Origin of the sequence: Archangium sp. Cb G35, from assembly GCF_001896145.1 — a bacterium.
In the GTDB taxonomy this organism is placed as follows: Bacteria; Myxococcota; Myxococcia; order Myxococcales; family Myxococcaceae; genus Archangium; species Archangium violaceum.
On sequence record NZ_MPOI01000006.1, the window covers coordinates 120,103 to 132,921 of the forward strand.

The window sequence follows — 12,819 nt, forward strand, 5'->3', positions numbered from 1 at the left end:
GCGCTCGCCTTCGCGCGGCCGCGGGCTCAGCCCACGCGTCCCCCGGGAACCACGACGAGGCGTTGCCGTACTTGCGAGGCGTGCTCGACCAGACCGTTGTCCCGCAGCCGGTCCGCCGCCCACGACACCGCCGCCGGCCACGAGGCCAGGATGGAGTACGGCACCACCGAGGGTTTGATGCGGTGGATGATCGTCCGGGTGACCAGCGCCAGGGTCGGAGAGTTGATGAGCGCCACGATCCCCATCGAGCACTGGCGCATCAGCACGGCCTGTTCCCGCAGGAAATTCCACTGCTGCTCGCGTTGCTCGGAGGTGAGCGATTGGAGCTGGCGGAAGTCCACCAGGGCGACGTGCCGATTCCCCGGCTTCAGATAGGACAGGACGCTCGCGAACAGCTCCGCCTGTTGCGCGTTCGTGATGACGCGCGGAAACGTCACCCGGACCAGGGGCCAGAGTGAATCGTCCACGGCAATCGGCGAAGTCGGCGAACGCATGCGAGGAAGTCAAGCGCTTCCCCCTCGTTCTACCATGACGCACCTGCTCACGCGTACGCTTCTGTCCACACGCGTGGTGCGGGCCAGCCAGGGGCACACCCATGCCGTGGAGCGGAAATGCAGCGGGCACCGCGGCTCCATGGGCCGAAGCCCGGGAGTACGGTGCCCGCGAGAAGCGCGCCCCACGGAGTCACGAACGGACCCGGGGGGCTGTCGCGCCCTCTCTCAGTAGAGGTAAGCCAGCGCGGTCTTGTCCGAGCTGCTCCACTCGCCGGACTCGCTCGAGCGGAAGCAGGAGTTCATGATCGACCCGCCCACGCGGGCATCGGTCGGCGTCCCGGGGATGTGGATGGCGCCCACGTTGGAGGCGCCCTCGTTGGCGGTGGAGCCGCCGCAGCTGATGGACCGATCGTAGTAGTCCGTGTGGCGGAAACCGATGCAGTGGCCGAGTTCGTGGGTGATGACGTGCTCGTTCACGTCATCGCTGTAGTTCTGCAGCCCGGTACCGATATTGATGGTGCCGTAGGGCTTGCCGCCCGTGGGGAAGCCCGCGGAGCCGCCGGTGCCGTTCATGGTCCTCGCGCTGATGGTCGCGCTGCAGTCGGAGGCCGAGCCCCGCGCCAGGGTGAAGCTGAGCCCCAGCGAGTTGTAGTTGGCGATCGCCAGATCGAGGCCCGCGCTGAGGCGGCTGTAGCTGTTGAACTGGGAGGTGGGGATGACGCAGATCTTCGTCACGCTGCTGCTGACGAGATTGGTCGTGCGGTACTGCTCCGCGCCCTTGGCGGGCTGCAGCATCTCGCGGGACGCCGCGAGGGTCACATGGGCGTCACGGCCCACGTACACGGAATCCTCGACGACCATGATGTCGTCGGCCGGGAAGCCGGCCTCGACCAGGTTGGCGATGATCTCCTCGTTCTCGGCCTGCGGCTCGACACCGCAACCCACGAGGGCAACACCGGCCAGCAACGCCATGGAGAGCTTACGCATGGAGGATTCCTTTTCGAGAGACAACAGGGGTTGAACGCAGCACCTCCCAACGGAGCAACCTTCGGGCCAACTTCCCAGAGTACCAGAAAACAAGAACTTGGCGGGCAATACCCGATCAGCACTGGAGCATGGAAATCCAGCCGTCCTGAGATTTTTTGTAAAGAGCCCAGCCGTTTCCGGGTGAATCCTCTGTCAGCTCAAAGGGTTGTGCGCGGGGCGCCCAGGCTGTCCAAGTCTCGGACACAGTGACCGAAACTCGGACAGCGGGCGCACACCGGCACATGGCCTGCCCACTCGGAGCGCCACCTCGTTTCAGCAGGAGCCGCAGTCCAGGCCGCAGCTCTCGGCGGACATTCCCATCCCGCAGCGCTCCGTCACCTGGCACACCCCGTCCCCGCAGCTGTAGAGGTCCGCCTGACGCACGCGCGTGGTGATGGGCGGATAGGTGACGCCATTCCAGGTGCACGATGTGTAGAAGGTGCCCGACGCATCGAGGGTGCAGATGTCCTCGCACTGGCCCACGTGGACCAGGGGGGCACACCCCTGGAGGGTGCTCCCCTGGGCGCAGGCCCGCGAGGTGCTCTCACCGCCGCTCAGCGAGAGCCCGTCATTGCCGGCGAAGAGGACCGGCTCGTTCTGGAACAGGTCGCCGAAGAAGCAGCCTTCCCTGAGGCCATGACTCTCCAGCTCCTCGGAGGTGTAGGGGGTGGGCTGACCCGTTGCATCCAATCCCAACACGGAGATGGAGACATGCTGGCCATAGGGATTGACATGCGCGGCCAGGCACGCGGAGACAATCCGCAGCTCCGCCGCCGTCGCCGGCTGGCCACTCGCCCAATCCGGCGCCAGACCCAGGGAACCACTCCAGGTGTACGTGGTGAGCGTCTGCGGGTTCATGAAGGTGCGTTGCTCTCCCGCGGGGACCGCGCATTGCACCACGTACTTCATCAACATGGCGTGACGTGTCACGTCTTGATTGAACCAGGAGCGGAAGTCAGGCGTGTTCAGGCCAATGGCACTGAGTCCGTTGAGGTTGGTCCCATTGAGGTTGGTTCCGTTGAGGTTGGTCCCATTGAGCTCGATGCCGTTGAGCTCGATGCCGTTGAACTCGATGCCGTTGAGGCTCATGGCGGGCTGTGCCATGGACTGGAGGGACAGGGACTCCTCGGGGAAGGTTGCGTCCGGTGCGCAGCCCGAGGCGCCTCCCAGCAGGAGCACGGAGGCAAGGGCCCACGGGGCCAACACCCGTGACGTCATTCCGCTCGAGGAAGCGCGAGTCGGCAGGTCGTGCATGTTTTGAGCTCTCCGATGGATGGGGGTGGACAGCGCCCCCATGATGGCCAGCGGGCACGTTCAGCCGATGACACTGAAACGAGCTCTGTCTTTTCCCGGACAGCAAGACGGCTGAATTCCTGGTCAGCCAGGAATATCGGTTGGGTTTCCAACCGTGGGCTCAATACAGCGTCCCGCACTCGGCGATCCGTTGCACCCGAAGCGCGGCCAGCCGCTCCAGCGGCGCCGCCGCCTCCGGACCCTCGAGCGCCGCCACCGCACGGGCAATCGCATCCAGGGTGGACATCCCGGACGGGTGCGTGGGCTCGCGGAGCCGGAGCATTCCGGGCTCGGGCGGCGGCAACACCAGCCGGGGGAGCGCCCGCAGCACGGGCAACCGCTGAGTCATCCGCCGCGCCTGGGACCAGCTCGCGTCCAGCACCACCAACTGCCGCGGCGCGGGGGCGTCCGGCGGCGCGGTGGGTCCATCGGGGTAGAGCAGCCAGGTGCCGGGCTCGGAGAGCAGGGCGGTGTCCAGGGACTCATCCTGTGCGCCATGGATGAGCAGCCTGGAATTCGCGAGCGCCAGCGCCGCCACCCGCCCGGTGTTGCTCTTCTTCCACGTCTCCACCACGTGCTGGACGAGCAGGAAACGGGTGCGCGTCTCCACCCGGGGAATCTCGGCACACAGACACAGGTGCGGCGGGAGGTTGCAGCGGGGACAGCGAGGCCGTTGGGAGACACGGGAAGACATCCTCCGGCATCCTGTTCCGCTGGCCCCGGGAAGAGAAGCGTTCGTTTCCGCCTCCACCCGGGGCCGCTGGCAGCCTCCTCGGAGGGCTGGGGGCTGCGCTCAGTTCATGTCCCAGCGCGCGGCGATCTCCTCGCACGCCAGCTGCACGTCCCCCAACCGCCGCTGCCGGGCCTTGGGGGCCACGAACACCTTGCCCGCGAACACGTCGAAGACACGCACCAGCCGGTGGTCCACCTCGCCCTGCTGCTTGAGGTTCTGCTCGGCGAACAACTGGAGCACCGTGGCGATGTACTGCCCGGAGGTCTCGTCCAGCGGCGTGTGCTTGGAGAAGTAGAGCTTCAGCAGCCCCGAGCGCATCGCCCCGTGGCGGTCCACGCTGCGCAGGAGGAGCTCCGGCCGCACGTTGATGGCCACCCCCGCCAGCGCCAGCGGCGGCAGCCCCTCGTCCGCGGGGCTGGCCACCGCGTGGGTCAGCGCCAGCTCGCCCGAGGACTTCAGGAAGTGCTGCAAGGCCTCGGCGCACAGCGCCAGCCGGTGGGCGTCGAAGTCCGACCCGGGCACCGCGTGGAGCAGCCGGTGCTGGTGGTAGCGCAGGATGGACTCGTCCCGGCCGTTGCACAGGAACTCGACGATGGCCTGGGCCGCCTCCGGGTAGCGCAGGTACTTGGGGTCACACGGGTTCTTCTGGGCGTGGATGATGCGCTTGCGCAGCGCGGGCCGCGCGGTGAGGTACTGGCCCAGCTTGTTGACCGAGACGCACGGATTCTCACGGAAATCAGCCACGGAAGACCCTTCCTTGCCGGTGTTGGGCATGAAGCAACACTACCGGGTGGGTCTGACATCTCCGGCCGGGGCGGCGGCCCGGGAACGGCCCTCCCGCCCAGAGGAGAAAGGAGGTGGGATACCCACCTCCCCGGGTCACTTCGCGCGTTTCGCGCCCTCGAGCCGGCGAGGAGGGGCCGGGCTCAATCCTCCGGAACGGTCTCGATGTGGAGCGCCTCGCGCGCGAAGCGGCTCATGCGCTCCATCAACGGCTTCATGACCTCGAGCGGGTGCCGGCCGGACAGGTCCGCCGCCGTCTCCAGCTTCTCCTTGCAGCGCAAATCCAGGCACAGACTCACGCCCACCCGGCGCTTCGAGTTCACATCCGTGGTGAGCATCCCGATCTCGTCCGCCGTGCCGTAGGAGTGGCACCAGTCGCACATGCACGAGCCCGGTCCACCGCCCTGCGAGTCCCGGCGGAAGGCGACGCCCACGGGCAGCCGGCTGCCCTGCGAAGGCATGACCAGGAATACCCGCGTCCCGGCCGGCTCGGTCCACGCCAGGTAGTCGCGGACGAAGAGTGGGAATTTCAGGCCCGCGGGAAGCTCGAGCGTCTTCCGGTCCCTCGGGCGGAATGCCTGCAGCAGATCCTTCTCTGTCTCGATCCGGAACATCATCCTCTCCTCGGTGCGGCCCCATGTCCCGCCCGGGGCCGTCTGTGCACTCCCTTCATAAGGGCTTCGGCGGAGCGGGTGCACGCTTCCGGTGTTCACGGGCGCTCGTCAGGCTCGCCGGAGGGCACTCGAGGCGGAGACCGCTCGCCCGCGATGCAACGGCCCGGCCCCTCGGGCAATCCAAAGCGTGGCAACGAAAAGAAAGACTTCGCCGGGCCTGGAGCGGCCAGGCCCACACAGACAGGGGAGCCTTTTCATGTCTGTGTTCCCGCGGAGGCCGCCGCGGGTGCCAACACGGGGGACGGTGCCGCCCGGTGACCGGGTCCGCCCTCAGAAGTCCTCGGGCTTGGGGGCCGAGAAGTTGACGGCGAAAGGATCGAACTTCTCATCCTGGCGCTTCTTCTTCTCGGCCGGGACCTTCAGGTACGGATCGATCTTCACCCGGAGATTGAACACCTTCGTGTTCTTCTTCGTCTCTTCCTGAGGCTGTCCGAACTGCTGGGACTTGTTGGAGGAGTCGCTCATAGGCCCTGGATTCTACCGCATGGCGAGCCTTCTCGCCGCCGCTACCGTGAGCTGGGAAAAAAACACCAACACAGGGACGGCGTCCCACGGGTGGAGGGCCGGGGCGGATTCCTCCGAGTGGAACCCCCGTGTTAGGAGTCGGGCTACCCCCACCCCCTCAGGTGATCCACATGCCCTCGACCCCCGAGTGGTTCATCGCTCAACTCAAAGCAGACATCCAATTTCTCGGCGCCCAGGGCGGAGTCCTCACTCCGTCCGTCTATGACACCGCGCAGGTCCTCCGCTACGCGCCCCCCGAGGATCCCCGGCCAGCTGTCGGTTGGCTGATGCGTCAGCAGCGCCCGGATGGAGGCTGGGGCTCGGATCTCATGCCCCTGGCGCGGCACATCCCGACGCTCGCGGCCGTGCTGGCGCTGCGTGCCACCAGTGACACGCCGGAGAGCCGCAAGGCCGTGGAAGGCGGCATCGAGTTCTTCCGCCGCACCGCCGAGGTGTGGGCCTTCGAGGGCCCTCCGCCCGATGACATCCCCGTGGCCGCCGAGCTCATCCTCCCGCGGTTGCTGGAAGAAGCCGCCGCGGTGGGCATCACCCTGCCCCACCAGCCCTTCCAGTCCCTGAGCGCGCTGGGCACCCGGCGGCGGGGGCTCATCGCCCGGATGAAGCACCGGGCCGGCACCGCGCCCATCCACTCCTTCGAGGCCTGGGGCACCGAGCCCGACATGAACGTGCTCGATGACTCCAAGGGCGTGGGCAACAGCCCCGCGGCCACCGCGCACTGGTTGCGCCTGCGCCGGGCCGCCACGCCCGGAGCCCGGGAGCTCCCGGAGGTGAGCGGAGGGGAGGCCTTCCTCCGGGCGGCCGCGGAGGCCACCGGGATGGGCATTCCGGGCGTGGTGCCCACCGTGTGGCCCATCGTGCACTACGAGCAGTCCTGGAGCCTGCTGGCCCTGTTCTCCACGGGGCTGGTGGAGCACCCGGGCCTGCGCGACGTCGTGCGCCCCCAGCTCGACGCCCTGCACCGCGCGGTGCGCCCGGAGGGCTACGGCATGAGCGAGTTCTTCGTCTGCGACGGGGACATCACCTCCACCTGCCTCGCCATGCAGAAGGACTCGGGCTACGCCGTGGACGGCGGCCTGCTGCAGCGCTACCAGCTGGCGGACGGGCAGTTCATCACCTACGCGCACGAGATGCAGCCCTCGGTGACGACGACCGCCCATGGCGTGATGGCGCTGGCGATCCTCGGCCAGGACGTGTCGCGGCAGGTGCGTTGGCTGGCCGAGAAGCGGGGCGCCGATGGCCTGTGGCGGATGGACAAGTGGCACGCCTCCTGGCTCTACAGCACCTCCCAGGTGATGCTCGCGCTGTGCCGCGCGAAGGCCACCGACGTGGTGCGGCCCGCGGCGGAGGCCCTGCTCCGGGCCCAGCACGCCGGGGGCGGATGGGGCATGGCGTCCACGCCCTCGCTCCTGGAGACGGCCTATGCCGTCCATGCCCTGCGCGCCCTGCGGGACCAGGGCCACTTCGGGCCCGAGGTGAAACGCGCCCTCCAGCGGGCCGCCCGGTGGATGGCGGCCCAGAAGGACGTGCCCCCGGAGCAGCAGGAGATGCTCTGGACCGGTAAGGAACTCTACCGGCCCTTCCGGTTGGATCGCGTCTTCGAGCGCAGCGCCATGCTCGCGCTGGAGCTCGACCGGGACAGCCTGACGGAGTGAGACGGCCGGAGGGCCCGCGCTACGAGCGCGGGCCTTCCTGCTGCAAGCCGTAGCCCGCGACGATGCTGGAGACCTGCTCCGCCACGCTCCGCACCCGCGCGAGCACGTCGTCCGAGGCGCGCAGCTGGTTCATCGTCTGATCCATGCCCTTGGACAGATCGTTCACGGCCTCGAAGATCTGCGCGATGCCCACGTCCTGCTGGCCCACGGCGACGGTGATCTGCCGCACCGAGGAGGCATTCTCCCGGACGATGCCGGAGAGCTGCTGCACCTGGGTGCTGAAGTCGCGGATCTGCCGCAAGCTCACCTCGACGCGATCCGAGCCCTGCTCCATCATGGTCATCGTGGAGAGGATGGCGTTGCTGATGTCCTGGAGGATGTCGGTGATGTCGCGGGTGGCCTTGATGGATTGATCGGCCAGCGTGCGGATCTCCCGCGCCACCACGCCGAAGCCCTTGCCGGCCTCGCCGGAGCGCACCGCCTCGATGGCCGCGTTGAGCGCGAGCATGTTGGAGCGGTCCGCCAGCCCCTTCACCAGGGTGGTGATGTGGGCGATCTGCCGGGCCCGCTCGTCCAGCGCGCGGATGCCCGTGGCCATCTCGCGCACCTGGGAGCCGATCTCCTGCATGCCCGACAAGCCCTCCTTGAGGGCGGTATCGCCCACGGCGGAGATCTGATCCGCCCGCTCGGTCTGCTTGAGGATGGCCTCCGCCTTCTGCGAGGCGAGCACGGACGTGTGCTTGATCTCCTGCGCCGTGACCTGCGTCTCCTGGAGGGCGGAGGCCTGCTGCGTCAGCACCTCCGTCTGCCGGCCCGTGGACTGCCCGAGCTGCTCCGCAGAGTCCCGGAGGGCCTGGGCGGAGGACTGCAACGAATTGGCGAAGGACTTGAGCTGCGCGAAGACACGCGCGGTGGTGGCGGAGAGATCGCCCACCTCGTCGGTGGAGACCCACTCCGGCAGCCGGGGCCTGCCCTGAACCAGCCCTTCCAGGGTGAGCTGCACGCTCCGGGTGCCCTCCGTCTGCCGCCGCGCCAGGAACCAGGCCGCCAGCGCGGAGCTGATCAGCAGGTAGGCGCCCACCAGGACCATGGGCAGCACCGAGCCATCCACGAGCATCTGGATGACCTGGCGCACCAGGGGAGCCACCTCGGCCGGGCTCACCTTGTCGAGCCGGCTCATCAGCATCTCATGGGCGTCGTACGCCTGCCGGCCGATGATGGTGCCGATGGACGCCAGGGTGCAGGCCACGAAGATGGCGAACGCGTACGGGAGGTACCAGGACTGGCGGGGCCAGAGGAAGCCATTGCCCTGGGGCATCCGTCCGGGGTTCTTGTGGAACTCCGCGAGCGCGTAGGGCTGGAGGATCTTCTCGAACCAGACCCGCTCCTGCAGCGTCAGCAGCGCCACCAGCAACCAGATGGTCCCCATGGCCCACGGAATGGTCCAGAGGCTCTTGCCATGCCGCAGGACGGACAGGCCCACGAAGAGACCCGAGGAGATCATCGTGCTGATGAGCGTGGTGGCGTCGATCACCCCCGGGACCTTGAGGATGCGCGCCAGCCGCGCGCCAGGGGGCTCGCCCGGCACCACCTTCAGGGCGGTGCGCACGGCCAGGTAGATGACGAGGTACGGAACGGCGAAACCCATCACCGGGACCATGACCGGCAGCAGCACCTTGGAGACATCGATCGCCTGCGCCCCGTCGAGCCCCGAGATGAGGATCATCAGGTACACCAGGGGCGGGATCCCGAACATGGTGTAGATCTGCTGCGTAATGACCATCCGGCGGACGATCGGGCCGGTGTCATTCGACGGAGAGCTGCTGGAGGCGCTGGCTTGCACGGGCCCAGCATACGAGGCTCCGTACAGACAGTGAACAGCTGGGGGTACGGAGAAAACCCCTCCGCCATCCCGGGCGGAACTTTCGAGTCTCAGTAACAGGGGAGCATCCAGGCAGGCGCCTCCCTCCCTCCAGTGACCCGGGAAGTGTTCCGGATGCTGGCGGTTACGATGGCTCCGCGCCATGCCCAAGAACGCCGCCCGCCTGCCGCTCCTGTCGCTGCTCGCCCTCCTCCTGCCCCTGGGAGCCCGTGCCTTCTCGGTACCGGATCATGAGGCGATGACCCGGGCCTCCATCAACGCGGTGCTCGCGACGGGGGCGCACCCCGAGTTGGAGACACACCAGGCAGCCATCGTTGAGGGCAGCCGGGCGGAGGACCTGAACCTCCACGTCAAGTGGACCGGCTACCACCACTTCTTCCACCCGGGCACGTCGCTGGACTCCGGCTTCCGCAAGGACTCCGGGGCCCGCGTGCGCATGCTGTGGGTGGAGGCCGAGGAGGCCGCGAGCAACGGGGATCTGGCCCGGGCCTTCGATCGCGTTGGCCACCTGGTGCACCACATCCAGGACATGGCGGTCCCCATGCACGTGGTGCCGGTGATGCACGGGCTGTCGGATCGCTTCGAGCAGCACGCGGCGAGACAGGCTGTCTTCCAGGAGGGGCGGGAACTCGCGCCGCTCTCCGGAGAAGAGGCGCAGCTCGCGCTGGCCCGGGAGACGCTGGAGGTGGTGCGCATGGGCTCGCTGCCCGTGGAGGGAGGCGCCATTCCCTGGAGCGCGTTCTGGGCCGCGCCCGCCACTCCCGGGCCCGGGGCCTTCGGGGGCTATGGCGCGGTGGGCAACGCCTTCGACTCGAAGGAAGTGCGCTGGCAGGGACGGACGTGGAAGGTGAACCCCTCGGCGTACGACGACTTCGTGGACGCGCGGGTGGAGTCGGCCGTGGCCTACTCCCGCGCCTTCATCCTCTACGCGGCGCAGCGGCTCACCGCCCTGGCGCAGGCGCGCGAGCAGGCCGCGAAGCCGCTGTGGAAGCCCGCTCCCGTGCTCGGCCTGGAGGTGCTGGGAGGTGCCGTCACCACGCTGCGCGGCGCCGCGCCGGTGGCGGGCCTGCGCGCCCTGTTCCCCCTCCCCTGGTCCCTGGGACTCTCGGCCAGCTTCGCGCGCGCCCTGGCCCATCCGCTCGCGGGAGGAACCGGGGCGAGTGCCTGGTCTCTGTCGGTGCTCACGCCCCCGCTGCTGGCGGCGCGGATCGGCTACTCGCGAGGGGTGGATCTGCGCGCCTCGGTGGGCGCGGGGTTGTCCTCCCAGGCGGGCCAGCTCCACCCGGAGCTGCCGGTGGGTCTGCGGCTCCACACGATGCTCGGCCGGCGCGTCTCCCTCAGCGCCGAGGCGCAGTACCGCGCGTTCGCCCCCCGCACGTCTCCATGGGCCCAGGGCATCGGCTTCATGCTCGGCACCGGCTTCACCTGGGGCGACAACTGAGCCGCTACTCGAAGACCACGGTCTTGTGACCGTAGGCGATGATCCGGTCCTCGAGGTGGCAACGGACGGCTTCCGCGAGCACCACGCGCTCCAGATCTCGTCCCTTGCGCTCCATGTCCGCGACCGTGTCCCGGTGCGATACGCGAGTGACGCCCTGGGCGATGATCGGCCCCTCATCCAGCTGCTCAGTGACGTAGTGGCTGGTGGCGCCCACCAGCTTCACGCCCTTGCGGAACGCCTGCCGGTAGGGCTCGGCGCCCGCGAATGCCGGCAGGAAGCTGTGATGGATGTTGATGATCCGGTTCGGATACGCGGCGACGAAGCCGCTGGTCAGAATCTGCATGTACCGGGCGAGGACGACCAGGTCGACCCGCTCCTCGGCTAGACGGGCCAGGATGCGCCGCTCCTGCTCCGCCTTGTTCCCCGCGATGGGCTCGTGCACGAAGGTGTAGCCGCGGCGGGTGAACTCCGGACCGAGGTCCGGGTGGTTGGAGATGATGACGGGCACCTCGCACTGGAGTTCCCCGGTGCGGTGACGGTCGAGGATGTCCATCCCGCAGTGCGCGTGCTTCGAGATGAGGATGCCCACGCGCAGCCGCTCGGACAGCACCCGCAGCGAGTGCTGCATCCCCAGTGCATCCAGCCCCTTCGTCAGCTCGGTGCGAACGCGCTCCCATCCTTCCGGAACGGGGAACTCGATGCGCTGGAAGAAGAGGTTGGCCTCCGCGTCCAGGTGCTGGTCCGCGTGGTGGATGTTGAGCCCCAGCTTGAACAGGAGCCCGGACACATCCGAGACGATTCCCGGCCGGTCCGGGCCGGTGATGCGAACGACTGCGCGGTGGGTCGAGGTCATTGGCTCCACCACTAACACGAGCCCGTTGAGTTCGCGCCCCGTCTCAGAGGCCAGGGGGCGGCGTGTTCGATTCCCGCCGCATCCCTCACAGGTTCAACCCTTCTTCCCCTGGGACCCGTTCACCGGCTCAGAACAGGACGGGCAGCTTCGCGAACCCGCGCAGGAAGGTGTTGCTCCAGCGCAGCTCCTCGCTCGGGACCGCGAGCCGCAGCTCCGGCATGCGCCGGAACAGCGTCTCGAAGGCGATCTGCGCCTCCATCCGCGCCAGGGGCGCCCCGATGCAGATGTGTATGCCCTTGCCGAACGCCACGTGCTTGTCCGCGTCCGGCCGGGTGATGTCGAAGACATCGGGGTGCGGGAAGCGCTCGGGGTCCCGGTTGGCCGAGGCCAGTCCCACCATCATGGGCTCGCCCTTTTGAATGTGCGTCCCGGCCATGTCGAGGTCCACCTTGGCGATTCGCCTCGAGATGAAGTCGACCGGGCCCCAGTACCGCAGCGTCTCCTCGACCATGCCCTTCACCAGTCCGGGATTCGCCTTCAGCTTCGCCAGCTGCTCCGAGTGGCACAGCAGCGCGTAGGCCCCGTTGCCGATCAGGTTCACCGTCGTCATGTGCCCGGCGAGGTAGAGGATGAAGACAGTCGACAGCGTCTCCTCCTCGTTCAGCTTGTCGCCATCCTCCTCGATGCGCAGCAGCTGGCTGATCATGTCGTCCGCCGGCTGCTTCCGCTTGGCCACGAAGAGCCTGCGCAGGTAGTCGGTGAACTCCCGCAGCTTGGCCCGGCTCTCCGGGTCCATCCGGTTGCCTCCGAGCAGGCTCTCCGTCCAGGCCCGCACCATCTCCCGGTCCTCGCTCGGAATGCCGAGCATGTCCGAGATGACCGTGACCGGCAGCGGGTAGGCGAACTCCGCGATGAGGTCCATGCGCCGCTCCAGCCGGGGCTCGCCGCGCTCGGCCGCCGCGCGCTCGGCGGCGTCCAGGAGCTCCTCCGCGATCTGCTGGATTCGCTCCCGCAGCAGCTCCATGGCACGCGGGGTGAAGCTCGGCTGGATGAGCTTGCGCAGCCGCGTGTGATCCGGCGGATCCGCGGTGAGCAGGCTCTTGAAAACGGGCCGCAACTCCTCCGGAACCTGGGGCAGCCTCTTCTGCTGCTCCGGAGTCATCGCGGTGCGGGGATCCGACGACAGGCGGTCATCGAGCAGGGAGGCGATCACGTCGTCGTATCGGGTGATGAAGAGGTGCTCGTGCCCCAGGAACTGGCGGAACTCCGAGTCCACCCCGGCCGGGCCGGCGTTCTCCCCGAAGGTGAAGGACACCCGCGCGATGCGGTCCTTCTCCCTCGCCTTCGCGTAGTCCTCGGGCGAGACATGCGGATCCAGGGTGAGAATCATCGGGCCCGCGGACGGTGCCTCGGGAGAGGTCTGCTCTTTTGCCGCGTTGGTGTCATGCGCTGCCATGTCGTTC

The 12,819-nt window shown here is 68.3% G+C and carries 12 protein-coding genes; 2 read left to right on the forward strand and 10 right to left on the reverse strand.

Going from position 1 to position 12,819, the window contains the following annotated elements:
* Positions 1 to 26: 26 nt before the first annotated feature.
* The 7 genes from BO221_RS19280 to BO221_RS19310 all read right to left on the reverse strand — a co-directional run bounded on the left by BO221_RS19280 (position 27) and on the right by BO221_RS19310 (position 5,468).
* The gene (locus BO221_RS19280) at positions 27 to 494 is read right to left on the reverse strand and encodes a hypothetical protein (RefSeq protein ID WP_073561957.1); all 468 of its coding nucleotides are present in this window, start codon (positions 492 to 494) and stop codon (positions 27 to 29) included.
* Positions 495 to 719: 225 nt separating this feature from the next.
* Positions 720 to 1,481, reverse strand: a complete 762-nt coding sequence (locus tag BO221_RS19285) for a zinc-dependent metalloprotease (protein ID WP_073561958.1) — start codon at positions 1,479 to 1,481, stop codon at positions 720 to 722.
* Between the two features lie 312 nt (positions 1,482 to 1,793).
* Positions 1,794 to 2,774, reverse strand: a complete 981-nt coding sequence (locus BO221_RS19290; protein ID WP_073561959.1) for a pentapeptide repeat-containing protein — start codon at positions 2,772 to 2,774, stop codon at positions 1,794 to 1,796.
* A 160-nt stretch (positions 2,775 to 2,934) separates the two neighbouring features.
* A complete protein-coding gene (locus tag BO221_RS19295) occupies positions 2,935 to 3,507 on the reverse strand; it encodes a tRNA-uridine aminocarboxypropyltransferase (protein ID WP_073561960.1) in 573 nt (190 codons plus the stop codon).
* A gap of 99 nt (positions 3,508 to 3,606) precedes the next feature.
* Positions 3,607 to 4,290 carry a hypothetical protein gene (locus BO221_RS19300; RefSeq protein WP_073562333.1) on the reverse strand — a complete coding sequence of 228 codons (684 nt, stop codon included), beginning with the start codon at positions 4,288 to 4,290 and terminating at the stop codon, positions 3,607 to 3,609.
* Between the two features lie 182 nt (positions 4,291 to 4,472).
* Positions 4,473 to 4,943 carry an FBP domain-containing protein gene (locus BO221_RS19305; RefSeq protein WP_073561961.1) on the reverse strand — a complete coding sequence of 157 codons (471 nt, stop codon included), beginning with the start codon at positions 4,941 to 4,943 and terminating at the stop codon, positions 4,473 to 4,475.
* A 330-nt stretch (positions 4,944 to 5,273) separates the two neighbouring features.
* Positions 5,274 to 5,468, reverse strand: coding sequence for a hypothetical protein (locus tag BO221_RS19310; RefSeq protein ID WP_073561962.1), 195 nt, complete (start codon positions 5,466 to 5,468; stop codon positions 5,274 to 5,276).
* A 170-nt stretch (positions 5,469 to 5,638) separates the two neighbouring features.
* Between BO221_RS19310 and BO221_RS19315 the strand changes: the two genes are divergently transcribed.
* Positions 5,639 to 7,180: a hypothetical protein gene (locus BO221_RS19315; RefSeq protein WP_073561963.1), complete on the forward strand. Its 1,542-nt coding sequence runs from the start codon at positions 5,639 to 5,641 to the stop codon at positions 7,178 to 7,180.
* 19 nt (positions 7,181 to 7,199) lie between these two features.
* On the opposite strand, the gene BO221_RS19320 is transcribed toward BO221_RS19315, so the two are convergent.
* Positions 7,200 to 8,936, reverse strand: coding sequence for a methyl-accepting chemotaxis protein (locus tag BO221_RS19320; protein WP_158079876.1), 1,737 nt, complete (start codon positions 8,934 to 8,936; stop codon positions 7,200 to 7,202).
* 268 nt (positions 8,937 to 9,204) lie between these two features.
* On the opposite strand from BO221_RS19320, the gene BO221_RS19325 reads away from it, so the two are divergent.
* Positions 9,205 to 10,503, forward strand: coding sequence for a hypothetical protein (locus BO221_RS19325; protein ID WP_233166155.1), 1,299 nt, complete (start codon positions 9,205 to 9,207; stop codon positions 10,501 to 10,503).
* 4 nt (positions 10,504 to 10,507) lie between these two features.
* Here BO221_RS19325 and purU read toward each other — a convergent pair whose 3' ends face one another.
* Both purU and BO221_RS19335 read right to left on the reverse strand, forming a co-directional pair.
* Positions 10,508 to 11,356, reverse strand: coding sequence for a formyltetrahydrofolate deformylase (purU, locus tag BO221_RS19330; protein ID WP_073561965.1), 849 nt, complete (start codon positions 11,354 to 11,356; stop codon positions 10,508 to 10,510).
* A 127-nt stretch (positions 11,357 to 11,483) separates the two neighbouring features.
* The gene (locus tag BO221_RS19335) at positions 11,484 to 12,812 is read right to left on the reverse strand and encodes a cytochrome P450 (protein ID WP_073562335.1); all 1,329 of its coding nucleotides are present in this window, start codon (positions 12,810 to 12,812) and stop codon (positions 11,484 to 11,486) included.
* Positions 12,813 to 12,819 lie beyond the last annotated feature (7 nt).